Origin of the sequence: Streptomyces violaceorubidus, assembly GCF_000717995.1 — a bacterium.
GTDB lineage: Bacteria > Actinomycetota > Actinomycetes > Streptomycetales > Streptomycetaceae > Streptomyces > Streptomyces violaceorubidus.
This window is the reverse complement of sequence record NZ_JODM01000005.1, coordinates 239,313-262,180: the sequence shown is the minus strand read 5'-3', so window position 1 is coordinate 262,180 and position 22,868 is coordinate 239,313. Positions and strand designations below refer to the sequence as shown.

The 22,868-nt window shown below is 71.5% G+C and carries 22 protein-coding genes, 1 tRNA gene and 1 pseudogene; 8 read left to right on the top strand and 16 right to left on the bottom strand.

Annotated features, from left to right (window positions below):
• The first annotated feature begins 30 nt into the window (after positions 1 to 30).
• Entirely contained in the window at positions 31 to 669 is a 639-nt protein-coding gene (locus IE94_RS0110385) for a DedA family protein (RefSeq protein ID WP_030181448.1), read from the top strand.
• Positions 670 to 1,402: 733 nt separating this feature from the next.
• Here the strand turns inward: IE94_RS0110385 and IE94_RS0110380 are convergent.
• Both IE94_RS0110380 and IE94_RS40955 read right to left on the bottom strand, forming a co-directional pair.
• A complete protein-coding gene (locus tag IE94_RS0110380; RefSeq protein ID WP_030181446.1) occupies positions 1,403 to 1,636 on the bottom strand; it encodes a DUF2277 domain-containing protein in 234 nt (77 codons plus the stop codon).
• Positions 1,637 to 1,640: 4 nt separating this feature from the next.
• Positions 1,641 to 1,841: a hypothetical protein gene (locus IE94_RS40955; RefSeq protein WP_030181444.1), complete on the bottom strand. Its 201-nt coding sequence runs from the start codon at positions 1,839 to 1,841 to the stop codon at positions 1,641 to 1,643.
• A 116-nt stretch (positions 1,842 to 1,957) separates the two neighbouring features.
• Here IE94_RS40955 and IE94_RS0110370 point away from each other — a divergent pair, with 116 nt between their 5' ends.
• Positions 1,958 to 2,293, top strand: a complete 336-nt coding sequence (locus IE94_RS0110370; RefSeq protein WP_030181443.1) for a hypothetical protein — start codon at positions 1,958 to 1,960, stop codon at positions 2,291 to 2,293.
• 51 nt (positions 2,294 to 2,344) lie between these two features.
• Here IE94_RS0110370 and IE94_RS0110365 read toward each other — a convergent pair.
• A tRNA-Val gene (locus tag IE94_RS0110365) sits at positions 2,345 to 2,419 on the bottom strand.
• Between the two features lie 225 nt (positions 2,420 to 2,644).
• Between IE94_RS0110365 and IE94_RS0110360 the strand changes: the two genes are divergently transcribed.
• The 4 genes from IE94_RS0110360 to IE94_RS0110345 all read left to right on the top strand — a co-directional run bounded on the left by IE94_RS0110360 (position 2,645) and on the right by IE94_RS0110345 (position 6,038).
• Positions 2,645 to 3,415 carry a DUF4097 family beta strand repeat-containing protein gene (locus tag IE94_RS0110360; RefSeq protein ID WP_030181441.1) on the top strand — a complete coding sequence of 257 codons (771 nt, stop codon included), beginning with the start codon at positions 2,645 to 2,647 and terminating at the stop codon, positions 3,413 to 3,415.
• A gap of 71 nt (positions 3,416 to 3,486) precedes the next feature.
• Positions 3,487 to 4,890: a coiled-coil domain-containing protein gene (locus IE94_RS0110355; RefSeq protein ID WP_030181439.1), complete on the top strand. Its 1,404-nt coding sequence runs from the start codon at positions 3,487 to 3,489 to the stop codon at positions 4,888 to 4,890.
• A 56-nt stretch (positions 4,891 to 4,946) separates the two neighbouring features.
• Positions 4,947 to 5,165 carry an FmdB family zinc ribbon protein gene (locus IE94_RS0110350; RefSeq protein ID WP_011028303.1) on the top strand — a complete coding sequence of 73 codons (219 nt, stop codon included), beginning with the start codon at positions 4,947 to 4,949 and terminating at the stop codon, positions 5,163 to 5,165.
• Positions 5,166 to 5,282: 117 nt separating this feature from the next.
• Positions 5,283 to 6,038, top strand: coding sequence for a DedA family protein (locus IE94_RS0110345; RefSeq protein WP_037922279.1), 756 nt, complete (start codon positions 5,283 to 5,285; stop codon positions 6,036 to 6,038).
• Here the strand turns inward: IE94_RS0110345 and IE94_RS0110340 are convergent.
• From IE94_RS0110340 to IE94_RS0110330, 3 genes are all read right to left on the bottom strand, one after another.
• Positions 5,956 to 6,768 carry an HAD family hydrolase gene (locus IE94_RS0110340; protein WP_030181433.1) on the bottom strand — a complete coding sequence of 271 codons (813 nt, stop codon included), beginning with the start codon at positions 6,766 to 6,768 and terminating at the stop codon, positions 5,956 to 5,958. The genes IE94_RS0110345 and IE94_RS0110340 overlap by 83 nt on opposite strands.
• Entirely contained in the window at positions 6,768 to 9,275 is a 2,508-nt protein-coding gene (locus tag IE94_RS0110335; RefSeq protein ID WP_030181430.1) for a phosphoribosyltransferase, read from the bottom strand. Before IE94_RS0110335 ends, IE94_RS0110340 begins: the two co-directional genes overlap by 1 nt.
• Positions 9,276 to 9,398: 123 nt before the next feature.
• Positions 9,399 to 10,565 carry an HpcH/HpaI aldolase/citrate lyase family protein gene (locus tag IE94_RS0110330; protein WP_030181426.1) on the bottom strand — a complete coding sequence of 389 codons (1,167 nt, stop codon included), beginning with the start codon at positions 10,563 to 10,565 and terminating at the stop codon, positions 9,399 to 9,401.
• Positions 10,566 to 10,773: 208 nt separating this feature from the next.
• Between IE94_RS0110330 and IE94_RS0110325 the strand changes: the two genes are divergently transcribed.
• Positions 10,774 to 11,772, top strand: a complete 999-nt coding sequence (locus IE94_RS0110325) for a TerD family protein (RefSeq protein ID WP_030181415.1) — start codon at positions 10,774 to 10,776, stop codon at positions 11,770 to 11,772.
• A gap of 52 nt (positions 11,773 to 11,824) precedes the next feature.
• On the opposite strand, the gene IE94_RS0110320 is transcribed toward IE94_RS0110325, so the two are convergent.
• The 6 genes and pseudogenes from IE94_RS0110320 to IE94_RS0110295 form a co-directional block, all read right to left on the bottom strand.
• A complete protein-coding gene (locus IE94_RS0110320; RefSeq protein ID WP_030181412.1) occupies positions 11,825 to 12,562 on the bottom strand; it encodes a TerD family protein in 738 nt (245 codons plus the stop codon).
• Between the two features lie 144 nt (positions 12,563 to 12,706).
• Positions 12,707 to 13,585: pseudogene (locus tag IE94_RS0110315) on the bottom strand (DUF475 domain-containing protein); the annotation flags it as partial.
• A gap of 49 nt (positions 13,586 to 13,634) precedes the next feature.
• The gene (locus IE94_RS0110310; protein WP_030181409.1) at positions 13,635 to 14,210 is read right to left on the bottom strand and encodes a TerD family protein; all 576 of its coding nucleotides are present in this window, start codon (positions 14,208 to 14,210) and stop codon (positions 13,635 to 13,637) included.
• Positions 14,211 to 14,346: 136 nt separating this feature from the next.
• Positions 14,347 to 14,922 (bottom strand): calcium homeostasis/redox stress adaptation protein, encoded by a 576-nt coding sequence (locus IE94_RS0110305; protein ID WP_003976436.1) that lies wholly within the window; start codon positions 14,920 to 14,922, stop codon positions 14,347 to 14,349.
• A gap of 141 nt (positions 14,923 to 15,063) precedes the next feature.
• The gene (locus IE94_RS0110300; RefSeq protein WP_030181406.1) at positions 15,064 to 15,522 is read right to left on the bottom strand and encodes a peroxiredoxin; all 459 of its coding nucleotides are present in this window, start codon (positions 15,520 to 15,522) and stop codon (positions 15,064 to 15,066) included.
• A 145-nt stretch (positions 15,523 to 15,667) separates the two neighbouring features.
• A complete protein-coding gene (locus IE94_RS0110295) occupies positions 15,668 to 16,105 on the bottom strand; it encodes a DUF3052 domain-containing protein (RefSeq protein WP_007449195.1) in 438 nt (145 codons plus the stop codon).
• 400 nt (positions 16,106 to 16,505) lie between these two features.
• Between IE94_RS0110295 and aceE the strand changes: the two genes are divergently transcribed.
• Positions 16,506 to 19,262, top strand: a complete 2,757-nt coding sequence (aceE, locus tag IE94_RS0110290) for a pyruvate dehydrogenase (acetyl-transferring), homodimeric type (RefSeq protein WP_030181400.1) — start codon at positions 16,506 to 16,508, stop codon at positions 19,260 to 19,262.
• A gap of 126 nt (positions 19,263 to 19,388) precedes the next feature.
• Here aceE and IE94_RS0110285 read toward each other — a convergent pair whose 3' ends face one another.
• From IE94_RS0110285 to IE94_RS0110270, 4 genes are all read right to left on the bottom strand, one after another.
• Positions 19,389 to 20,243, bottom strand: a complete 855-nt coding sequence (locus IE94_RS0110285; protein WP_030181397.1) for an ABC transporter permease — start codon at positions 20,241 to 20,243, stop codon at positions 19,389 to 19,391.
• Positions 20,240 to 21,223 (bottom strand): daunorubicin resistance protein DrrA family ABC transporter ATP-binding protein, encoded by a 984-nt coding sequence (locus IE94_RS0110280; protein WP_030181394.1) that lies wholly within the window; start codon positions 21,221 to 21,223, stop codon positions 20,240 to 20,242. The genes IE94_RS0110285 and IE94_RS0110280 overlap by 4 nt, the downstream gene beginning before the upstream one ends.
• A 246-nt stretch (positions 21,224 to 21,469) precedes the next feature.
• A complete protein-coding gene (locus IE94_RS0110275; RefSeq protein WP_037922232.1) occupies positions 21,470 to 22,078 on the bottom strand; it encodes a PadR family transcriptional regulator in 609 nt (202 codons plus the stop codon).
• 189 nt (positions 22,079 to 22,267) lie between these two features.
• The gene (locus tag IE94_RS0110270; protein ID WP_051777406.1) at positions 22,268 to 22,708 is read right to left on the bottom strand and encodes an ester cyclase; all 441 of its coding nucleotides are present in this window, start codon (positions 22,706 to 22,708) and stop codon (positions 22,268 to 22,270) included.
• Positions 22,709 to 22,868: the final 160 nt, after the last annotated feature.

Below are 22,868 nucleotides of genomic sequence, written 5' to 3'. Positions count from 1 at the left end.
CGGCCCACGGGGGAGTACCGGGGAGTTGTGGTGGTCGAAGGTCTGGGAAGCATCGGGTCGCTGGTCAGCAGCCCATGGATCTATGCGCTGGTGGCCGTTTCGGTGCTCCTCGACATCTTCCTGCCGGTGCTGCCCAGCGGGGTCCTCGTGATCACGGCGGCGACGGCGGCCGCCGCGGGTTCGGGAGCGGCGGCGGCCGGACGGGTTCCGCAGGACGTTCCCGACATCCTCGTCCTCACGCTCTGCGCGGCGACTGCCTCCGTCCTCGGTGACCTGGCCGTCTACCGCCTCGCCTGGCGCGGCGGGGCACGGCTGGACCGCGCGATCGCCCGTTCCCGGCGGCTGACCACCGCGCAGGAACGTCTCGGCGGCGCCCTGGCCCGCGGCGGCGGCGCCCTCGTCGTCCTGGCCCGCTTCGCTCCGGCCGGCCGCTCGGTCGTCTCGCTCGTCGCCGGCGCGGCGCATCGCCGTATCCGCGAGTTCCTGCCCTGGTCGGCGCTGGCGGGACTGGCCTGGGCCGCGTACAGCGTCGCCCTCGGCTACTTCGGCGGCCAGTGGCTGGGCGCGAGCTGGCTGGCTACGGGCGTGTCCCTGGTGGCGCTGTTCGGCGCGGGCGCCGGGGCGGCGTACCTGATGCGCCGCCAGCCCCGGACGACGGAAGCGTCGTAGCGGCGCGGGGCGTCGTGGCGGCGCGGCGCGGGGCGTCGTGGCGGCGCGGCGCGGGGCGTCGTGGCGGCGCGGCGCGGGGCGTCGTGGCGGCGCGGGGCGGGGCGTCGTGGCGGCGCGGGGCGTCGTGGCGGCGCGGCGCGGGGCGTCGTGGCGGCGCGGGGCGGGGCGTCGTGGCGGCGCGGGGCGGGGCGTCGTGGCGGCGCGGGGCGGTCCAGCGGCGGAAACCTCCGCGCACCACAAGCCCCGTAGCGGCGGAAGCCCTCTTGCTCCGTAAGCCGCGAAGCGCGGGCGCCTTGCAGCGGCGGACGCCGAACGGCGAGGGAGCCTTGTAGCGCCGCAAGCCCGGTAGCGGCGGGAGCCTCATGCAGCGAAAGCGCCTCGCAGCGGCGGAAGCCTCCGAGCCGCGCAAGGCCTCCCCCGGCGCGGAGAGCTCGGAGCGCCCCGAGTCCCGTCGCGACGGAGCCGCGTACCGGCGCTGGAGCCTGGCCTCCCGTGTGCCCTGGGGCCGGAAGCCTCCCGGCGGCGGAGGGCGGTGGGCGGCGGTCGGACGGCCGAGCGGCAAGGTGCCTGGTCGGCGGGACACCGGGACGGAGGCGGCGACCCGTGCGGAGGCGGCGGGCAGCCGGGGCGAGGGCAGCTCGGCACCCGGCGCGGCCGGTCCCGCCCGGGCAGGCGCGCGTTCTGCCCGCCCCCGGCGGCACGCCGGGGGCGGGTGGAGGGTCGGTGCCCCGCGTCAGGAGGCCCGGCGGGCTCCGGCGCCGCCGCGTATCTCCAGGCCCGCGAGCAGCTCGGCCGTGGCCTTGGCGACGGCCTCGACGGCCTCGTCGAAGACCTCCTGGTTGTGCGCGGCGGGCGCGCGGAATCCGGAGACCTTGCGCACGTACTGAAGGGCGGCGGCCCTGATCTCGTCCTCGGTGGCCTCCTCGGCCAGCACGGGCGGACGCAGGGTCTTGATGCTGCGGCACATGACGTCAGTCTCCCCTCTCCGGGTCCACCCGCCAGTCGTTCGACCTGCTCCGGTGGCCCTGCGGATACTCGAAATCGACCTGCCCGAGCCGCCCGAGCCCGGCCCCTCGGCAGACCGCACCGGAGGCGGCGCGGTCGGCGCCCGGAAGGACGTGCGGATACCGCCCGCTTCCCGCCCGCCGGGTCCACTCGTCCACACCGTCCATGTCTTTCACCGTAGGGCAGGGGACTGACAGCCGGGCCGGGCCGCGGGGGCCACACGTTCGCGTGAACCACGGAAGGGAACGCTCGCCTCAAAATCGAACAGGCGTATCATTGGCGTGTGGCTACGACCTATGATTTCCCCAGTGATCTCCTCGCCGGTCAGGAGGAACTGCATCAGGTCCGGGCCGAGCTGTCGGCCCTGCTGAAGAGACTTCCCTGGTCTGTCGAGCCGCTCGACGGATTCAGCGACGACAACGGCTGGCGGAAGGTCGAGCGCCCGGCCTCGCCCGGCTGGTCGGCGGACGAGCAGGCCGAGGTCGAGAAGCTCCGTCGGCGCGAGCGCGAGCTGGCCGTGTTCGTCAGCACCCATCGCTACTGGGCGGAGATGACCGGCCCGGACCAGGTGAGCGCCCGGTCGGAGCTGAAGCGCGCCCATGAGGGGCCGCACGCGTGAGGCCCCCGGAAGATCTCCGGGGGCCTCACGCACCGACGACGGCGCCGGTCCTGGTGGGCGCGGACGGTTTCGAACCGCCGACATCCTGCTTGTAAGGCAGGCGCTCTACCCCTGAGCTACGCACCCAGGACGAGTCGACAGCCTACATGGCCCGGGGCGCCGCCCGGCAAACGCGTGCGCACCGTGCTGACCCGCGGGCGGGGGTTAACCCCACCCCCGATCCGGTAGCGGTCCGGATCCCGCCGCCGTCCCGTCCTCCGTACGGTCGAAGAGCCTCATCGAGCAGGTCTCCGCCCACCGCGGACGGCCCCGGGTGCGGCACCTCGTCGTCCGTTCCAGGGGGAGACCGCCATGCCCGCCCGTACCGTTCCCGTCCGCGCGTTCACCGCCGTCGCTGCCGTCGCCGTCCTCGTCGCGGGCCTGAGCGCCTGCGCCTCCGCGTCCGACGACAAGGAGCCCGAGCACCGGTCGTTCGCCCTCCAGGGCCGCACGCTCACCGTCGACTCCGACGACTCCGCCCTGGAGATCGTCGCCTCGGACGACCACGCCTTGGGGAAGATCGAGGTCACGCGGTGGTTCTCCGGCTCGGTCGCGATCGGCTCGGATCCGGAGGTGACCTGGAAGATGGACGGCGACCGGCTGGTGCTGCGGATGCACTGCTCCGGCGTGGTCGCCGACTGCGCGGCCAAGCACCGCGTCGAGGTGCCGCGCGGCGTCGCCGTCAAGGTGAAGGACGGGGACGGCAGCGTGCGGGCGAGCGGGTTCGAGGACGCGCTGAACATCCGTACCGGCGACGGCTCCGTGCACGTCACCGACTCCACCGGGCCGCTGGAGCTGCGTACCGACGACGGTTCCGTACGTGCCGAGGTCTCCTCCCGCCGGGTGCGGGCGCACACCGGCGACGGCTCGGTGCGGCTGGAACTCGGCGGCGTCCCGGACCGGGTGGAGTCCCGCTCCGGCGACGGCTCCGTGACGATCTCGCTGCCCAGGGCCGCGTACAAGGTGTCCACCGACACCGGTGACGGCTCGGTCGACGTGTCCGTGCCCACCGACGACACCAGCGCGCACGTGGTCGACGCCCGGTCCGGTGACGGCAGAATCACCGTCCGAACCGCGAACTGACCGGCCCGTGTGTTCGTCCCTGACGGGTGGGAGAATGAACCCGGGCAGGACGGACGACACGGGAGAGGGATGTGACGGCGACACCATCGCAGCCGTACTCGCCGATGGTGGCGCGCGCCCAGCGCCTGCCGCACCGCACCCGCCGGTACCCGCGGGGCCCGGTCCGTGACGCGCTCACCCTGATGGGCCTGCCCCTGCTCGCCGCGCTGGCGCTGCCCGCGGCGTTCGCCGGGGGCGGCACCCGGCGCTGGTTCGGCGGGCGGGCCGAGAGCCAGCGGGCCGAGGCCCAGAGCGCGAAGGACGACGCGGCCGCCGCCTTCTACGAGCTGGACACCGCGCAGCGGGACCTGCGGATCTCCATAGAGACGATCGCGGCCGTCGACTCCTCCCCCGCCGCCCGCCGCGCCGTCTCCGACTTCGAGGCCCTGGGCCGGCGCATCGACGAGGCCAGCCACCAGTACATCAACGCCGTCGACGCCCACGACCTGGACCGGGACGACCTGGAGGCCTCAGCCGCCTCCCACGCCCGCACCGAACTGACCGCCGCCAAGGCCGAGCTGGGCCGGGTCAAGCAGGAGCTGGACCGCTTCGCCGAGGGCCTCGGCCCCCTCCTCGGCAAGGCCGAGACCCAGCTGGCCCGGCTGGCCCCCGCCGTCGAGCGCGCCCGGCAGGCCCTGCTCGCCGCCTCCAACGCCCTGGACGCCGCGCGGGGCTCCGGTCTGCGGGCGGACGACCTCGCCACCCGTCTCGCCGCCCTCGGTCCGGAGCTGACCCGGCTGAACCAGGGCGCGGGACAGCACGGGGTGCCCCAGACCCTGGAGCGGGCCGAACGGGTCACCCGCGAGGCCGAGGCGGTCCGCGCCGAGGCGGAACGGCTGCCCGAGCGCGCCGCCGAGATCGACCACCGCCTGGTCTCCCTGCGCACCCGCGCCCAGGCGCTGACCACCCGCACGGAACAGGTCGACCCGGTGCTGAGCGAGCTGCGGCGGCGCTTCACCGCCGCCTGCTGGCAGGACCTCCAGCACGTGCCGGAGCAGGCCGCCGAATCGGTCCGGCAGGCCGAGCGGAAACTGGCCGAGGCGCAGACCGCCCGCGACGACCAGCGCTGGCCCGACGCCACCGCCCTGCTGTCGACGGTACGAGCGCTGCTGAACTCGACGGACGAGGCCGTCTCGGCGGCGGGCGACCGGCTGCGGCAGCTGAACGCCGTGCAGAAGGATCCGCACCAGGAGATCGAGCGCACCCGCTTCGCGATCCGCGACGCCCAGCGCCTGGCCATGGCCGGGCGCAACACCCCCGAGCCCCGTCACGCCCGTCCCCTGGACGACGCCGTGGCCCGGCTGGAACGGGCGATCACCACGCTGGAGGGCCGGCACCCCGACTACTGGCACTTCCTGACGGAGACCGAGGCGGTCCGGCAGACGGTGGCCCAGGTGGTGTCCCGGATCCGCGAGGAGCGCGGGGCCGGTCACTGAAGGGCGAGACCGGCCGACCGGGACCGTCGGTGGGCCGTGCCGGTTAATCTGTGCGCATGCCTCGCTACGAGTACCGCTGCCGCAGCTGCGGCGACACCTTCGAACTGAGCCGTCCCATGGCCGAGTCCTCGGCTCCGGCCGCCTGCCCGGCGGGCCACGACGACACGGTGAAGCTGCTGTCGACGGTCGCGGTCGGCGGCTCGGCCTCGGCGCCGGCACCCTCGTCGGGCGGCGGCGGTGGCGGGGGCTGCTGCGGGGGCGGCTGCTGCGGCTGAGGACGACCTGCTCCCGCGCCCGGGGCGCCCAGCGCCGACGGCGGCGGGCGAGGGGGCGCGCAGGTGGCGCGGTCCTCCTCAGCGTCCCTTCAGCCGAGATTTCCTAGCGTGGGCGTCATGACAGCCATCGCAGCGCAGCCGGCCGCGGACAGCGGTGCGGCACCGCAGTGGATCAACGACCTCATGGACGCCCTCGGCGCCCCCGGCGCCGGTCTCGCCATCGCTCTGGAGAACCTTTTTCCTCCCCTGCCGAGCGAGGTGATCCTGCCACTCGCCGGGTTCGCGGCGAGTTCCGGCCGGATGGGCCTGGTCGCCGTCCTGCTGTGGACGACCGCGGGTTCGGTGATCGGCGCGCTCGCCCTGTACGGGGTCGGTGCCCTGCTCGGCCGGGACCGCACGGTGGCGATCGCGGGGAAGCTGCCGCTGGTGAAGGTGTCGGACATCGAGAAGACGGAGGCGTGGTTCCTCCGGCACGGGACCAAGGCCGTGTTCTTCGGCCGGATGATCCCCATCTTCCGCAGCCTGATCTCCGTACCGGCGGGCGTGGAGCGGATGCGGCTGCCCGTCTTCCTCGCCCTGACGACGCTGGGCAGCGCGATCTGGAACACCGGGTTCGTGCTCGCCGGCTACGCGCTGGGGGACAACTGGTCCCAGGTCTCGGGCATCGCCTCCACCTACTCGAAGGTCATCCTCGCGGCAGCCGCCCTGGCGCTGGCGGTCTTCGTCGTCCTGCGTCTGCTGCGGCCGGGCGCCGGTCACCGGCGGCGGGGCCGCGGGCACGACGACGAATTCAGCGAGCCGGGCCCGCCGCCCGCAGGAACTCGCGGAGGATCCGCTCACCGGCCAGCACGCCGCGCTCGGGCAGGGCGCTGACCGTCGGAGCCGACCAACCGGAGTCGGCCAGTTCGCCGTGGCCCGGGCGCCAGCCGCGGTCGGCGGCCAGGAGCAGGTCGGCGTCGAGCAGCGAGTCGCCGGCGGCGAGGGTGAGTTCGGCTCCGGTGCGGCGGGCGACCTCGCGCACGGCGGCGCTCTTGGTGAGCGGCTTGGGGACGGCGTAGATCTTGCGGCCCTGGAGGGACACGGTCCAGCCCCGGTTCTCGGCCCACACGGCGAGTTCCTTCACCCAGTCCCCGGGCAGCAGGTCGCGCTCGACGACCAGGTAGGCGAAGAGGTCCTCGGCGACCCGGTGCTTGCGCACCCACAGCGGGTCGGCGGTGTTCATCAGGTGGTCGCGGACCTCGGCCAGGGAGGCGCATTCGTCGGCCAGCCGGGCGGTCACCCGGGCGTGCCAGCCGGGGTCGGAGACACCGTCCACCAGCAGGTGGCCGCCGTTGGCGCAGATGGCGTACGGGGGCGGCGGGCCGGGGAGGTTGATCCGCTGGTACTGCTTGCGGGTCCGGGTGGTGGTGGGCACGAAGACCGCCGCGTCGCCGAGGTCGGTCAGCAGTCGGGCGGCCGTCTCGGTCAGGTAGGACAGGGGTCTGCTCTCGTAGACCTCCACGCACAGCAGGCGGGGTGCCCGCAGGTCGGGCATGGTCAGTCCGAGCGCGGCCGCGGAGTAGATGAGCGTGCGGTCGAGGTCGCTGGCGACGAGCACCGGCATCAGAGCGCCACCGCCCTGCCGTCGGCGCCGGTGGCGCCCCGCGTGTACTGGGGGTGGATCAGCCCGACGCAGGTGTACGGGAGGTCGGCGACCTCCTCCACGGGTACGCCCCGCTGTTCGGCCAGCAGGCGGACGTGGTCCAGGTCGGCTCCGGCGCCGGCCCGGGCCAGCACCTTCCACGGGACGCGGCGCAGCATCACCCGCGTGGTCTCGCCGACGCCGGGCTTGACGAGGTTCACGTCGTGGATGCCGTACTCCTCGCTGATGCGCTCGACGGCGGCCCAGCCCTCCCAGGTGGGGGTGCGGTCGGCGGAGAGGAGGTCCTTCGCCTGGGCGTCGACCGCTTCCGTGACGTCGGGGAAGCGGGCGGCGACGGCGGCGAGGAAGGCCGGTGACAGGTCGGCTGCGGCGAGTTCGCGGTAGAACTTCGCGCCGTGGAAGGCGTGCGGGCCGACCAGGTCGGAGCGGAGCACGGTGCGGGATATCAGTCCGGAGACGGTGGAGTTGAGGCAGGCGGAGGGGATGAGGAAGTCGTCCCGGGTGCCGTAGGTGCGCACGCAGGAGCCGGGGTCGGCCAGTACGGCGATCTCCGGGTCGAAGCCGGTGATGCCGTCGGAGGTCTCGAACGCGCGCAGGGCGGCGGCGAGTTCGCGGGTGATGGCGCCCTTGCCGGTCCAGCCGTCGACGAAGACGACGTCGGCGGGGTCGTGGTGGGCGGCCAGCCAGCGCAGCGCGTTGGCGTCGATGCCGCGGCCCCGGACGATCGACACGGCGTAGTGCGGGAGGTCGAGACCGTGGCGGAACCGCGCCCAGCGGCGCATCAGCACGCCGACGGGGGTGCCCGCGCGGGCGAGGGAGACCAGCACGGGGCGGGGCGAGCGTTCGGCGAGGACGATCTCGGTGACGGCGCCGACGGCGCGCGCCAGCCGTGCGGCGGACGTCTTGAGCGCCGCGTGGAACAGCTCCTGGTACTGCTCGCTGGGCTGGTACTCCACGGGCAGCGACTCCGCGTAGTGCGCGCCGCCGCTCTGGATCGCCTCCTCGCGCTCCTCGGTCGGCGCCTCCAGCGTCACGTCCGAGAGGTCCTGGAGCAGCCAGCCGACCTCGTCGGGCGCGTAGGAGGAGAAGTCGGGGCCGCGCAGGGGCTCGGGCAGCATGGAGGGCCTTTCGGGGGCGTGCGGGGGACGCGGGACGTACGAGGGGACGACCGCGAGCAGGACGTGCGGGACGTGGGCGGCGAGCCGGGCCGCCAGTCCGTCCGGGGCGTGCAGCGCGGGGGTGTCGGCGGCCGAGTCGACGACGGCGACGACGGCGTCGAAGCCGGCGCCCGCGACGTTGTAGGCGTAGCGCTCGCCGGGGCCGTCGGCCGGGTCGTCGTGCGCGGGGAAGACCAGGCGGGTGCGGATGGCGTAGCCGGGGTCGTCGACGGCGAGGACGGGAGAGCGGGTGGTGGTGGAGTAGCGCACGGCGACGTCGTCGCCGACGGTCCGCTCCAGCGCGTGGGCCAGGCGGAGGGGGGCGTACATGAGCTCCTCGAAGCCGAGGACGAGGACGCGGCGGGCACCGGGGGGCAGCGCCTCGGCGATCCGCGCCGCCATGGCGGGCAGGGCGGCCTCCAGCCGGGCCCGGTGGGCCGGGGTGAAGCCGTGCCGTGCGCCGTCGGGCACGTCGTGGGGCCAGTGCAGCTCGACGCGCCCCGCGGTCGCGGACGTCGTCGCCGCCGGGACCCGGCCGGTCGGCTCCGGGGCGGGTGCCGTGGCCGCCCTCTCGTGGCGGGCGACCAGTTCCTGGCCCTTCTCCAGTATTCCCGGGGGCAGGCGGACGGTGCCGGAGGCGGTGGTCACCAGGTCCACGCGGGCGCCGATCTCCCGGGCGAGGTCGTCCAGCCGGCCGACGTCCGCGGGCGAGCGCATGTCGACCAGGGCCACCACGACGTACCGCTTGCGGGGATAGCGCTCGTGCAGGGCGCGGACGGTGTTGAGCACCGTGTTGCCGGTGGAGAACTCGTCGTCGACGAGGACCAGCGGCCCGTCCCCGGCCAGCAGCGCGGGGTCCTCGGGCAGCAGGAGGTGGGAGGTCGCGTGCGAGTGGGACTCCTCGAAGCCGCCCGCCCGGGCGACTCCGGTGACCGGACGGCGGGTGGAGTGCAGGCAGGGGGCGGTGCCCAGGCCGTCGGCGACACTGTGGCCGAGTCCGGTGGCGGTCTCCGCGTAGCCGAGGACGACCGCGCGCCGGGCCGCCTCGGCACCGAGCAGGTCGCGGACGCGCCGGCCGAGGGCGAGGCCGTGGCCGTAGACGACGGAGGGCGACTGCGGGACGTGCTTGCCGAGCACGTTGGAGACGAGCAGGTGCGCCCGCTTGGGGTTGCGGCGCAGGGCGAGCCCCAGCAGGCCCCTCAGCTCCTCGTCGCCGACGAGTTCGACGCCGAGCCGCTCGGCGACCCAGCTGCCCGACCACGCTCCGGCGCGCTCTTCGGCGTGGCCCTCGGCGTGCGCCTTGTCCGTCATGTACTCGTGCCTCCGTTGTCCGCCGCGGCCGGGGCCCGGCGTCGGTCATGGATCGCTTGCGTCCGGTCGTCCGGTCGTCTGGTCGTCCGGCGTTCAGTCGTCCGGCGTTCAGTCGTCCGGCGTTCAGTCGGACAGGCCGGCGGCGAGCAGTTCCACGAAGCCGATGTCCTCGTTCGCCACCCCGAAGACCTCGGCGCGCAGCAGGGTCCGCTCGGCCCAGGCGCGGTGGGGCTTCACCTCGTTCATCTTGTTGGTGTAGGCCGACCGCAGCACGCCTCCGCCGCACCGTTCGGGCCGCAGGATGTCCTGGGCGTCGCTGAACTCCTCGTGGCTGACCACGGACAGCGCGTGCACGGGGAGCACGTGCGAGGGGTGGATGCAGGTCTTGCCCAGCAGTCCGTTGGCCTGGTCCAGGGAGATCTCGCGCAGCAGGCCGTCCATGGCGTGCTCGATGAGTTTCTGGCGCAGCTCGACGGCCTGCCCCTCGAGGAAGGGGCTCTGCCGCAGTTGCGGTTTGAACATCCTCTCCTGGACGCGGAAGTACTCCCACACGGGCCCGGTCACCGTGAATCCGGTGCCGTCCGCGCGGGCGAGCATGTTGACCACGTCGGCGATCACGGAGGCGACGATCTGGACGTCGTAGGCCGTCATGTCGGGGCCCCGGCGCAGCCCGTAGGAGGAGCAGAAGTCGGTCACGCCGAGCCGCAGGGCGAGCACGCGGTCCCGGTACTTGTCGACCGCGCGGAAGATGCCCTCCAGCGTCTGGACCCGGGACTCCCGGTACAGCAGGTCCGGGGACTCGAGCACGGGCATGGCGAAGAGCCTGCGGCCGCTGGAGGTCTCGGCGGCGGCGAGCGCCTCCAGGAAGGGCATGCCGCGTTCCTCGGTGAACTTCGGCAGCACGAACCCGGACAGCAGCCGTACGGCGGGGCCGAGGCGCCGTACGAGGTCGGGGATCTGCTCGGGGGTGCGGACCCGGACGAACAGCAGCGGGACGTCGGCGTCGGAACGTTCTTCCAGGTCCGTGAGCTGACGGACGAGGTTCTCCTCGCCGGCCGGTACGTCGGCGTCGTCGATCGAGTCCTCCAGACACAGCACCATCGACACCACTCCGCGCGCGCCCTGCTTCAGGATGCCCTCGGCGAGGCTCGGCCGGGTGGCCGGGCTGTAGAGCGTGGCACCGAGGGCCGCGGACAGCAGCCTGGCCGGCGAGTCCGCCGTGAAGGAGCAGGGCTCCTGATGAAAGAGACGCTTCCGCACATCAGGGGCTATCTGTCCGAAATGACGCATTTTAACTCCCCCGTGGTGTCTGGGCGACCTGGAATCGTCGAAAGGTGGCCGGTAATAGTACGTGGGTATCCATGTCGGAGGTTCCCACCGGGCATGAATTCCAGGTAACCCGGCCGTGTCGGCGACGGCGACCCGGGGCGGGCGGACACAGGCCGGGTACCCGCCCCCCGCGTTGTCGTGACCAGGACCGAGAAGGCAGGATGACGGCATGACGCACGCGATGCTGAAGGGGTCGAACGTCCCGCTGCAAGCCACCACGGTACGCGCCGTGCTGCGCTGGACTCCCGGGCAGGGGGTTCCCGACGTCGACGCGTCCGCACTGCTGCTGGGACCTGACGAACGCGTGCGTTCCGACGAGGACTTCGTCTTCTACAACCAGCCACGGCACCCCTCCGGCCAGGTCTGGCGACTCGGCAAGAAGCGCGTCGCCGAGGGTCTGACCGACACCATCCAGACGGATCTGGCCGGTGTCGAGCCCGCCGTCGGCCGGATCCTGCTGATCGCTTCGGCGGACGGCGTGCCCTTCGACCGCGTCCGGTCGCTGCGCATCCTGCTGCACGACGCGGCGGCCGACGCGGAGCCGCTGGCGTACTTCGACGTCACACCGGAGACCGGCGAGGAGACGGCGCTGATCTGCGGCGAGCTGTACCGGCGCGGGGACGGCTGGAAGTTCCGGGCGCTGGGCGAGGGGTACTCCAACGGGCTCAAGGGCCTGGCGACCGACTTCGGCATCTCGGTGGACGAGTCGGAGGGCGCGGACGACCCCATGTCGGCCCCCCGGCCCGAACCGGCCCCGACGGCGCCCACCGCCGCGTCCGCCGCGGCCACCCCGTCCGCCCCCTCCCAGGCCACGCCCGAGCAGCCCACGGCCGCCCGGTCCATGCCCGCTCCGCAGGTCGTCGACCCCGACCATCCGACCGCCGTGCAGCCCCTTCCGGGGGTCTCGCGGCCACTGCCGCCGGAGCAGCCCACCGGCGTACCGGCGCAGCCCGCGTACGGCTATCCCCAGCAGCCGCCCGCGGCCCAGCCCGCCTACGGCTATCCCCAGCCGGCCCCCGGCCACCCCGGGCAGGGGTATCCGCAGGCGCCCGCCGCGGCCGGGGTCACCGGGGCGCAGTCCGGCTACGGCTATCCGCAGCCGGTCACCGGGGCCCCCGATCCGGACTTCCGGCTGCCCCCGCAGGGGCCGCAGTTCATCGGCCGCTGACCGCCAGGGGGGCGAGTCCTGCCGCGGGAGGCCCGGCGGGGTGGGCCGGGGCTCATCGTTCCGCCTTGCTCTTGTGTCCCCGGCCCCATTGCAGGCCCCAGCCGTACAGCCGGTCCAGCTCGCCCTGGAAGCCGTACACGAACTTCACCTCGCGGCGGACGAGGATCTCGTCCTTGACGTTCTCGATCATCACCACGGCGCAGGACCGGGCCTGCGGATGGCGCTCGTCGAGGCCTATCTCGATGCGGGGCCCGTTGCTCGGGTAGAGCGTGACGACGGCGTGGGTCCGGTCGAAGGCGGGGGTCTGGTCGTAGATGTAGGCGAAGAGCAGCAGGCGCTTGATGGCGTCCTTGTGGTCGAGGTTGACGTAGATCGTCTCGCCGGAGGCCGAGCCGAAGCGGTCGTCGCCGCTGAGCTTGACGTAGGGCGGGGCGTTGACGTCGCCCAGGTAGCCGCCGAGGGGCTGGACCACCCCGCGGGTGCCGTCCTTGAGTTCGTAGAGGCAGCCGAGGTCGAGGTCGACGTTGACCATGCTCTGGCTGTGGCCGACGACCTCGGGGGGCTTGAGCGCCTTGAAGGGGTGCCGCAGCAGGCTCTCCCGCTGGACACCCGAGATGTCGGAGGTCCGCATCCGCCAGGAGAGGTTGATGCGCAGATTGCCGGTCGCCGCGCCCTGCTTGGTCAGGGAGACCTGGCTGTGCCGTTTGGTCAGCTGGATGGAGTTGGTCGCCGCGCTGCCCGAGTCGAACTCGGACTCGCGGCCGCGCCACAGCCCGTCCAAGAAGCCCATTCCCGCCCCCACCTTCGCGTCACCGCCGACGGGGCGGCCCCGAGGAGTCGTCCTCGTCGGCCGCCCCGCTCAGAGCGTTCCTCGTACGGGCCGGGTTCACACCAGGGGTGCGGGCGCACCGGGGGCGCGCCCCGGCCCGGGGATCAAGTACATGGCGCCGATGCCGAGGCCGAGGGCCATCAGGACGATGTCGTTGGTGATGGCGAAGGCGCCGATGACCCCGTCGAAGGAGAAGGAGGCGTCCAGGACCTCCAGGTAGAGGAACATGAAGAACGCGGCCTTGCCGGCCAGCCTGACGGCCGACTTGGGCCTGCCGGTGCGTTCGGCTTCCTCTTCCGCCTCGTGCTCGCGCTCCTCCTCCTCTTCGAGCTTGTCCTCGAAGAAGCCGGAGAGGCCACCGACGATCATGTAGGTGATCAGACCGGCGATGCCGGCGAACAGAACCGTCTGCGCCTTGTCGACATGGGCGCCGCCGTGCTGGTGGGCGTGGGCGCCGAAGGTGATCGCGGAGACCAGCAGCACGATCAGGGCGATGCAGACCGACAGCATGTCGACCTTGCCGAGCTTGGCCAGCGGACGCTCCAGCCAGGCCAGCCACTTGATGTCCCGGTCCTCGAAGATGAAGTCGAGGAAGATCATGAGCAGGAACATGCCACCGAACGCGGCGATCGACGGATGGGCGTCCGTCACCAGCTCCTGATAGCGGTCCTTGTCGGTGAGCGCGAGGTCGACCGCCTCGATCGGCCCGAGCTGGGCGCTGATCGCCACGATCACGACAGGGAACACCAGGCGCATGCCGAACACGGCGATGAGGACACCGATGGTGAGGAAGATCTTCTGCCAGAAGGCGTTCATCTTCTTCAGGATCCCGGCGTTGATCACCGCGTTGTCGAAGGACAGCGAGATCTCCAGGACGGAGAGGATCGCCACGATGCCGAAGGCGGTCCACCCCCCGTAGAAGACCGCCGCGACCAGGCCGAGCGCGGTGACCGCGAACGACCAGCCGAAGGTTTTCAGAAGCACTGGCTACCCAATCGTGTGTGTACGGGGCTCCCCCGCGCCGTACTCGGCTTTACGAAACGTTGACTCCGAAGTCTAGAGCGATGCCCCGAAGCCCCGACGCGTACCCCTGCCCCACCGCACGGAACTTCCACTCGCCCTGGTAGCGGTAGAGCTCGCCGAAGATCATCGCGGTCTCGGTGGAGGCGTCCTCGCTGAGGTCGTAGCGGGCCAGTTCCTGGCCGTCGGCCTGGTTGACGACCCGGATGAAGGCGTTGCTGACCTGGCCGAAGGTCTGGCCGCGCTCGTCGGCCATATGGATGGACACCGGGAAGACGATCTTGTCGCAGTGGGCCGGCACCTTGGCGAGGTCGACCAGCAGCGACTCGTCGTCGCCGTCGCCCTCACCGGTGAGGTTGTCGCCGGTGTGCTCGATCGAGCCGTCCGGGCTCTTGAGCTGGTTGTAGAAGACGAACCACTCGTCGCCGAGCACCCGGCCGCTGCTGCACACGAGTGCGCTCGCGTCGAGGTCGAAGGGTGCTCCGGTGGTGGAACGCGCGTCCCAGCCGAGCCCGACCAGTACCTGTGTGAGGTTCGGTGCGGCCTTGGACAGGGAGACGTTGCCGCCCTTGGCAAGCGTGACGCCCATGGTGATGGTCCCTCCCCGGGTGACGGTTCTTGGTTTCCTGCGCGTCCGGCGCCGCACGTAAACCGTGCGGCGCCGGACGTATCGAGACCGTGGCCTCGCCGGACGATCGGGGGCCTCGCCCCGCCCGTTCGGTCGCTCAGACGTTCACGCCGAAGTCCTGGGCGATCCCGCGCAGGCCGGAGGCATAGCCCTGGCCGATGGCGCGGAACTTCCACTCCGCTCCGTGGCGGTACAGCTCGCCGAAGACCATGGCGGTCTCCGTGGAGGCGTCCTCACTCAGGTCGTAGCGGGCGATCTCGGCCTCGCCGGCCTGGTTGACGACGCGGATGAACGCGTTGCGCACCTGGCCGAAGGACTGCTGGCGGTTCTCGGCGTCGTAGATCGAGACCGGGAAGACGATCTTCTCGATGTCGGCGGGGACCGTGGCGAGGTTGATCTTGATCTGCTCGTCGTCGCCCTCACCCTCACCGGTGATGTTGTCGCCGGTGTGCTCGACCGATCCGTCCGGGCTCTTCAGGTTGTTGAAGAAGATGAAGTGCGCGTCGCTGGCGACCTTGCCGCCGCTGTTCAGCAGCAGCGCGCTGGCGTCGAGGTCGAAGTCGGTCCCGGTGGTGGTGCGGATGTCCCACCCCAGACCGACGATGACCGCGGTCAGGCCGGGGGCCTCCTTGGTCAGCGAAACGTTGCCGCCCTTGCTGAGGCTGACTCCCACGAGTCCTCCATTGGTGTCCAGGGGCGGGGTGCCCCGTAGTGCGTGGATATCGGATCAACGAGTCGATCCTAGTGACGGGTTCCCGCGCCCCGCAGTCCCGGGAACCGACAATTCACGCGGTGTCGGCTCGGCGGGCACCGGTCACAGGGCGTCGAGCGCCTTCACGTACTCGCTCAGGTCGCGGGCGTCCGGCAGACCGTTGACCACGGTCCAGCGCACCACGCCCTCCTGGTCGATCACGAAGGTGCCGCGGACGGCGCAACCCTTGTCCTCGGCGAAGACGCCGTAGGCGCGCGAGACGTTGCCGTGCGGCCAGAAGTCGGACAGCAGCGGGTACTCCAGGCCCTCCTGCTCGGCGAAGACGCGCAGGGTGTGGATGGAGTCGTTGGACACGGCGAGCACCTGGGTGTCCCGGTCGGAGAACTGCGGCAGGTTGTCGCGCACCTCGCACAGCTCGCCGGTGCACACACCGGTGAAGGCGAACGGGTAGAAGAGCAGCACGACGTTCTTGCGGCCGCGGAAATCGGACAGCCGGACGGTCGCGCCGTGGTTGTCCTTCAGCTCGAAGTCGGGGGCCTTGTCGCCGACCTGGATCGCCATGTCCCGTCGTCCCTTCCGCAGGAGGTGCTCCATGAGTGTCTCGCTGGAAACACCCTACGCAGGGACGGTCACGGACCGCCGGACGGACCGGCAGCGCTCGGCTGCCGGCCCGTCCGGGGTCCGGGGTGTCACGGAGCCCGGCGGGCTACCGCTTGGACTTGGCGGCCTTGGGCGTCGCCAGCCGGCTGCCGCTCCAGTCCTTGCCGACGCTGACGCTCTTGGACGCCGTCAGTCCGGCGGTCGTCGAGGCTTCCGAGATGTCACTGGCCTCGACGTACCCGTCACGGCCGGTCTTCGGCGTGAGAAGGAGGATCGACCCGCCCTCTTCGATGTACGTGGTGGCATCCACCAGCGCATCCGTCAGGTCGCCGTCGTCGTCACGGAACCACAGCACGACGGCATCGGCCACGTCCTCGTAGTCCTCGTCCACCAGCTCGCCCTCGACGGCGCCCTCAATGGCCTCGCGGAGCTCCTGGTCGACGTCGTCGTCGTAGCCGATCTCCTGGACCACCTGCCCGGGCTGGAAACCCAGCCTGGCGGCAGGGTTCGTCCGCTCCTCCGCGTGGTCCGCGGTCGCGCTCACGGGTTGCCTCCTGATCATGTTTCGGTAGATGTGTCGAGCCACGCGCGTGCGCGAGGCTTGGCCGTAGTCCACACGGGCGGGACGGATCGCGCAAGTACCCGGCGTCTGGGACCGCCGAAACGGTGACGATCCCGGCCGTGTCGCCGCAACTCCAGCCATGCCGTCCGGCCCGAAGGTGACGTACACCACACCTATCTGCCCCGTTTGCGTATTTGGGAACCATGTGTGGGTACGAGACTCGAATGAACGTGCCCCCGATCCTCGTGGGAGGACCGGTTACCCCACGGTACAGATGACGATTGCCCCCGCGAGGTACACGATGGGGAACCGGCGGGGGAATCGGTGCAGACCCCCGGGGAATGAACCCGGAGAAACGGCCCTCTGACAGCGAAGGAACAGCGTGGCTTCCGCATCCGATCGCAGTGATCGCAGTCCGATCATCATTGGCGGCCTTCCGAGTCAGGTTCCTGACTTCGATCCCGAGGAAACCCAGGAGTGGCTCGACTCCCTCGACGCCGCCGTCGACGAGCGCGGCCGGGAGCGGGCCCGCTACCTGATGCTGCGGCTGATCGAGCGGGCCCGCGAGAAGCGCGTGGCCGTGCCCGAGATGCGCAGCACGGACTACGTCAACACCATCCCGACCAAGAGCGAGCCGTTCTTCCCCGGCAACGAGGAGATCGAGCGCAAGATCCTCAACGCCACCCGCTGGAACGCGGCGGTGATGGTCTCGCGCGCGCAGCGGCCCGGTATCGGCGTCGGCGGCCACATCGCGACCTTCGCCTCCTCCGCCTCCCTGTACGACGTGGGCTTCAACCACTTCTTCCGGGGCAAGGACGAGGGCGACGGCGGCGACCAGGTCTTCTTCCAGGGACACGCCTCGCCGGGCATCTACGCGCGCGCGTACCTGCTGGACCGGCTCAGCGAGGAGCACCTCGACGGCTTCCGCCAGGAGAAGTCCAGGGCGCCGCACGCGCTGTCCTCGTACCCCCATCCGCGGTCGATGCCGGACTTCTGGGAGTTCCCGACGGTCTCCATGGGCCTCGGCCCGATCGGCGCGATCTTCCAGGCCCGGATGAACCGCTACATGCACGCGCGCGGGATCGCGGACACCTCGAAGTCGCACGTGTGGGCCTTCCTCGGCGACGGCGAGATGGACGAGCCGGAGTCGCTGGGCCAGTTGTCCATCGCCGCCCGGGAGGGCCTGGACAACCTGACCTTCGTGGTGAACTGCAACCTCCAGCGCCTGGACGGTCCGGTGCGCGGCAACGGCAAGATCATCCAGGAGCTGGAGTCGATCTTCCGGGGCGCCGGCTGGAACGTGATCAAGCTGGTGTGGGACCGCACCTGGGACCCGCTGCTGGCCCAGGACCGCGACGGCTTGCTGGTCAACCGCATGAACACCACCCCGGACGGCCAGTTCCAGACCTACGCCACCGAGTCCGGTGCCTACATCCGCGAGCACTTCTTCGGCGACGACCACCGGCTGCGCGCGATGGTCGAGAACATGACCGACGACCAGATCCTGCACCTGGGCCGCGGCGGCCACGACCACCGCAAGATCTACGCGGCGTACAAGGCGGCGCTGGAGCACAAGGGCCAGCCGACGGTGGTCCTGGCGAAGACCATCAAGGGCTGGACGCTGGGCCCCAACTTCGAGGGCCGCAACGCCACGCACCAGATGAAGAAGCTGACGGTCGACGACCTCAAGCGCTTCCGCGACCGGCTGCACCTGCCGATCTCCGACAAGGAGCTGGAGTCGGGCCCGCCGCCGTACTACCACCCGGGCCGGGACACCGAGGAGATGCAGTACATGCACGACCGGCGCCTGGGCTGCGGCGGGTACGTGCCGACCCGGGTCGTCCGCTCGAAGCCGCTCCCCCTGCCGGACGACAAGACGTACGCGACCGTGAAGAAGGGCTCCGGTCAGCAGTCCATCGCGACGACGATGGCCTTTGTGCGACTGCTGAAGGACCTCATGCGGGACAAGGAGATCGGCAAGCGGTTCGTGCTGATCGCGCCGGACGAGTACCGCACGTTCGGCATGGACTCGTTCTTCCCGAGCGCGAAGATCTACAACCCGCTCGGGCAGCAGTACGAGTCCGTGGACCGCGATCTGCTGCTCGCCTACAAGGAGGCGCCGAACGGGCAGATGCTGCACGACGGCATCTCGGAGGCCGGCTGCACGGCCTCGCTGATCGCGGCCGGCTCGGCGTACGCCACGCACGGCGAGCCCCTCATCCCGGTCTACGTCTTCTACTCGATGTTCGGTTTCCAGCGCACCGGCGACCAGTTCTGGCAGATGGGCGACCAGCTGGCGCGCGGTTTCGTCCTGGGCGCGACCGCGGGCCGTACGACGCTGACCGGCGAGGGCCTCCAGCACGCGGACGGCCACTCGCAGTTGCTGGCCTCGACCAACCCGGCGTGCGTGGCGTACGACCCGGCCTTCGGGTTCGAGATCGCGCACATCGTCAAGGACGGGCTGCGCCGGATGTACGGCGGGGACGAGCAGCACCCGCACGGCGAGGACGTCTTCTACTACCTCACCGTCTACAACGAGCCCATCCGGCACCCGGCCGAGCCCGAGAACGTGGACGTCGAGGGCATCCTCAAGGGCGTGTACCGGTTCAGCGAGGGCACGGGCGGCTCGATCCCGGCGCAGATCATGGCCTCGGGCGTGGCCGTGCCGTGGGCCGTCGAGGCGCAGCGCATCCTCGCCGCCGAGTGGAACGTGCGCGCCGACGTCTGGTCGGCGACCTCCTGGAACGAGCTGCGGCGCGAGGCCGTGGCCTGCGAGGAGCACAACCTGCTGCACCCCGAGGAGGAGCAGCGGGTGCCGTACGTGACCCGGAAGCTGGCGGGCGCCCAGGGGCCGTTCGTGGCGGTGTCCGACTGGATGCGGTCGGTGCCGGACCAGATCGCGCGGTGGGTGCCGGGGACGTACCAGTCGCTGGGCGCGGACGGCTGGGGCTTCGCGGACACGCGCGGGGCGGCGCGGCGGTTCTTCCACATCGACGCGGAGTCGGTCGTGGTGGGCGTGCTGAGCGAGCTGGCCCGGGAGGGCAAGGTCGACCGGTCGGTGCTGAAGCAGGCGATCGACCGGTACCGGCTGCTCGACGTGACGGCGGCGGACCCGGGGCCGGCCGGCGGGGACGCGTGACGCGCACGCGGTGACGTAGGGAGCCACGGCAGCGCAGGAGCGGCCGACGGGGGAGAACAACCGGTCCTGGCTGCCGTGGCGTTCGGGGGGCCCTGCCCGCGTCCCGGGCGGGCAGGGCGGGGTCCGCTAGCTCCGGCTCTTGGCGCGGTAGAGGTACATGGTCAGCGGAGCGAAGATCACGGTGATGATCGCGCAGGCCAGCAGGACCCAGCCGATGTCCGAGCCGCTGGCGTCCCCGTGGATCAGTCCGCGGGCGGCGGTGGCGGCGTTGCTGACCGGGTTGACGTTCACGATCGCCTCCATCCAGCCGGGCATCGTGTCCGGCTTCACGAAGATGTTGCTCGTGAAGACCAGCGGGAACATCACCAGCATGCTGGTGCCGGACACCGTCTCCGGCGCTTTGGCGACCACGCCGAGGGCGGCGAAGATCCAGCTGACGCTCACCGCGAAGACCAGGAGCAGCAGCATCGCCGACAGCACTCCGCCCACTCCGCCGTCGGGCCGGAAGCCCAGGGCGAGACCGACCGCCATCGTCGTGGTCAGCGCCAGCACGTAGCGGACGATGTCACCGAGGAGGCTTCCCACGATCGTGGCCGGCTGCCAGAACGGCAGGGTCCGGAAGCGGTCGTAGATACCCCGGGTGATGTCCATGTTGAGCGCCGTGCCGGTGTAGACCGTCGGCATCACCACGGTCTGCACGAGGACGCCGGGCAGGAAGTACTGGAGGTACTCCTTGGTCGATCCGGCGAACGCGCCGCCGAAGAGGTAGGTGAAGGTCAGCAGGAAGACGATGGGCATCAGCGTGACGTCGAAGAGCACGGCCACGCCGTAGTGCTTCATCTTCCGCATCGTCCGCCAGGCGGAGACCCGCACTGCGGTCAGCGGGTTGGGGCGGGACGGGCGGATCTGACTGGTGAGCGCCTTGCGCAGGGCGTCGTTCGGTGCGCCCTGGGCGGCGGTCGCCTCGGATGTGACGGTCATGCCGCGTCCTCCTCCTGGTCTGCGGTGGTGTCTTCGGCGGGGCGGCCGGTCAGGGCCAGGAAGACCTCGTCGAGGCTGGGGCGGCCGAAGGCGAAGTCGGACACGGCGATCCCGGCGCGGGCGAGTTCGCCCAGTGCCCCCGCGATCCGCTCGCTGTCGTCGGTGCGTACCGAGAGCGCGAAGGGGTCGGACTCCTGGAAGACCGGTGCGGACAGCAGGCGGGTGAGCATCCGGGAGGCCTCGGGGCGGGTCTCGGCCTTGACGAGCCGCACGTGCAGCGCCCCGGTGCCGACCGACGACTTCAGCTCGCCCGTGGTGCCTTCCGCGATGACCTTGCCGTGGTCGATGACGGCGATCCGGTCGGCCAGTTGGTCGGCCTCGTCCAGGTACTGCGTGGTGAGCAGGATGGTGGTGCCCAGGGCGACCATGGCCCGCACGCTGTCCCACACCTGGTTGCGGCTGCGGGGGTCGAGTCCCGTGGTGGGCTCGTCCAGGAAGAGCAGGTCGGGGGTGATGACGAGGCTCGCGGCGATGTCGAGCCGACGGCGCATGCCCCCGGAGAAGGTCTTGGACTGCCGGCCGGCCGCCTTTTCGAGGTCGAAGGCGGCGAGGAGTTCCTCGGCCCGGTCGGCGGCCTGGGTGCGGGAGAAGCCCAGGAGCCGCGCGAGCAGTTCCAGGTTCTCGGCGGCGGTGAGGTCCTCGTCGACCGAGGCGAACTGGCCGGTGAGGCTCACCCGGCTGCGCACCGCCTCGGCCTCCTTGACCACGTCGTGGCCGAGTACCCGGGCCGTTCCGCCGTCGGGGGTGAGCAGGGTGGACAGCATCCGGATCGTCGTCGTCTTGCCCGCGCCGTTGGGGCCCAGCACGCCGTAGACGACTCCCTGGGGGATGACCAGGTCGACGCCGTCGACGGCGCGGGTCTCACCGAAGACCTTGGCAAGACCGGCCGTCTCGACGGCAGGGGTGGATGGTGAACTCAATCTGTGACTCCTTGGTCCTGACGCGTCACGAAAGCGGTGCGCCGTGAGCGGTACGCGGGAGGGGCCCGAGGGTGCGAGGGCCTGGAGAGAACGGCATCGGGCCACTATTCAAACTTGACCACTCCACCAAGCTAGAGCACGGACGACCCACTATGCAAGTTTGATTAGTAGGTCGTTCTGATTGGTCGTTCTGATAGGTCGTTCTGATGGGCCGTTCTCCCACCCGGCCGGCGGACCGGGGGATCGTCAGGACACGGGCGGAGCGGCCGGCGCGCGCCAGGAACCCGGCGTTCCGAAGCCCTCCGCGCCCTCGTCCGCCATCTCGTACTCCCCCGCCCGCACCCGTTCCAGCAGGTCACGGGTCCAGTCCACGCCGAGGTCCGCGTACCGCGTGCGCATCGCCCGCAGTTCGCCGAGGTGCGGGGGCAGGCCGGCCGCGTGCGAGGCGGCCGCGTTCTTCCGCAGCGCCGCGCGCTGGGCCTGAAGTGCCTCCAGGCGGGCGGAGAGGACCTCCACCGCACGGCCGCGGGAGAGGGCGGGCATCAGAGCGAGGCCGGCGCTGAGCATGTCGGCACGGTGCTCGGGGCGTTGGAGGGCGTCGACGAGCAGCCGGAAGAACTCCGCGTCCCCCGCGGGGGTCACGCTGTAGTCCACCCGCCCCGGCCAGTCCCCGATCTCACTGGCGGTCAGCAGCCCGGCCTTCGCCAGCTGCCGCAGCGCGTGGTAGATGGACCCGGGCTTGACGTTGGCCCAGTCGTCGATCCCCCAGGACAGCAGCTCGGCCCGCACCCGGTATCCGTGCGTCCTGCCGAAGCCGCGTACCACTCCGAGGACCAGCAACTGCGTCGCCGACATCGTCACCTCGTTCGTCTCGTGCGGCGGTGCGCCTGCCCGCCGCTCGCCCGGGCGTCAGCATAGTGAGCCGCCGCCCGCCCGGCGGCGAACGACCGGGCACGCGAGGCCGGCCCGGGGTGCCGGGCGCTCCCGGACCCCGGGCCTTCGACGACGGACCGGCGCGGCCGACGCGGGACGCGCCGGCGGCACTCAGGCGCTCGCGCCCTCCAGGTCCACCTTGGGCCTGTCCGGCAGCTTGCCCAGCTGCACGAGCAGCGGACGCATGTTGATGACGTCCCAGTGCTCGACGACCTTGCCGTCGGCGAAGCGCAGCTCCTCCACCAGGTGCCAGCTGACGGGCTTCCCGGTGGGCTGCACCCCCATGAACTCGGCCTGGTGGGTGGCGGTCACGGTGATCCGCAGGATCACCCGGTCCTCCTCGGCCATGATGCTCTTGACTTCGAGCTGGAGGTCGGGGAACGCCTTGATCCCGCCCTCCATGAGCTTGATCATGTCGGCCGAACTGACCTCGTTGTCCTCGGAGTAGTGCACGATGTCCGGCGACCAGTGTTTGATGATGCCGTTCAGGTCCCACCGGTTCCAGGCGGCGACCATTTCCAGACACAGCGCCTTGCGCTCGGCCATTGACATGGCGAACCCCTCGCAGTCTCGCGGACGATGTCCCGCCAGACTGCCCCCGGCCGGCAGGAGAACGGGTGCAGGATCGCTCGACTCCGCCTGGAGCGGCTCCGGTTCCAGCGGGGCTCACCGCGTCCTCTAGCCCGGCGGGACAGGCTGGGCGCGTTCCGCG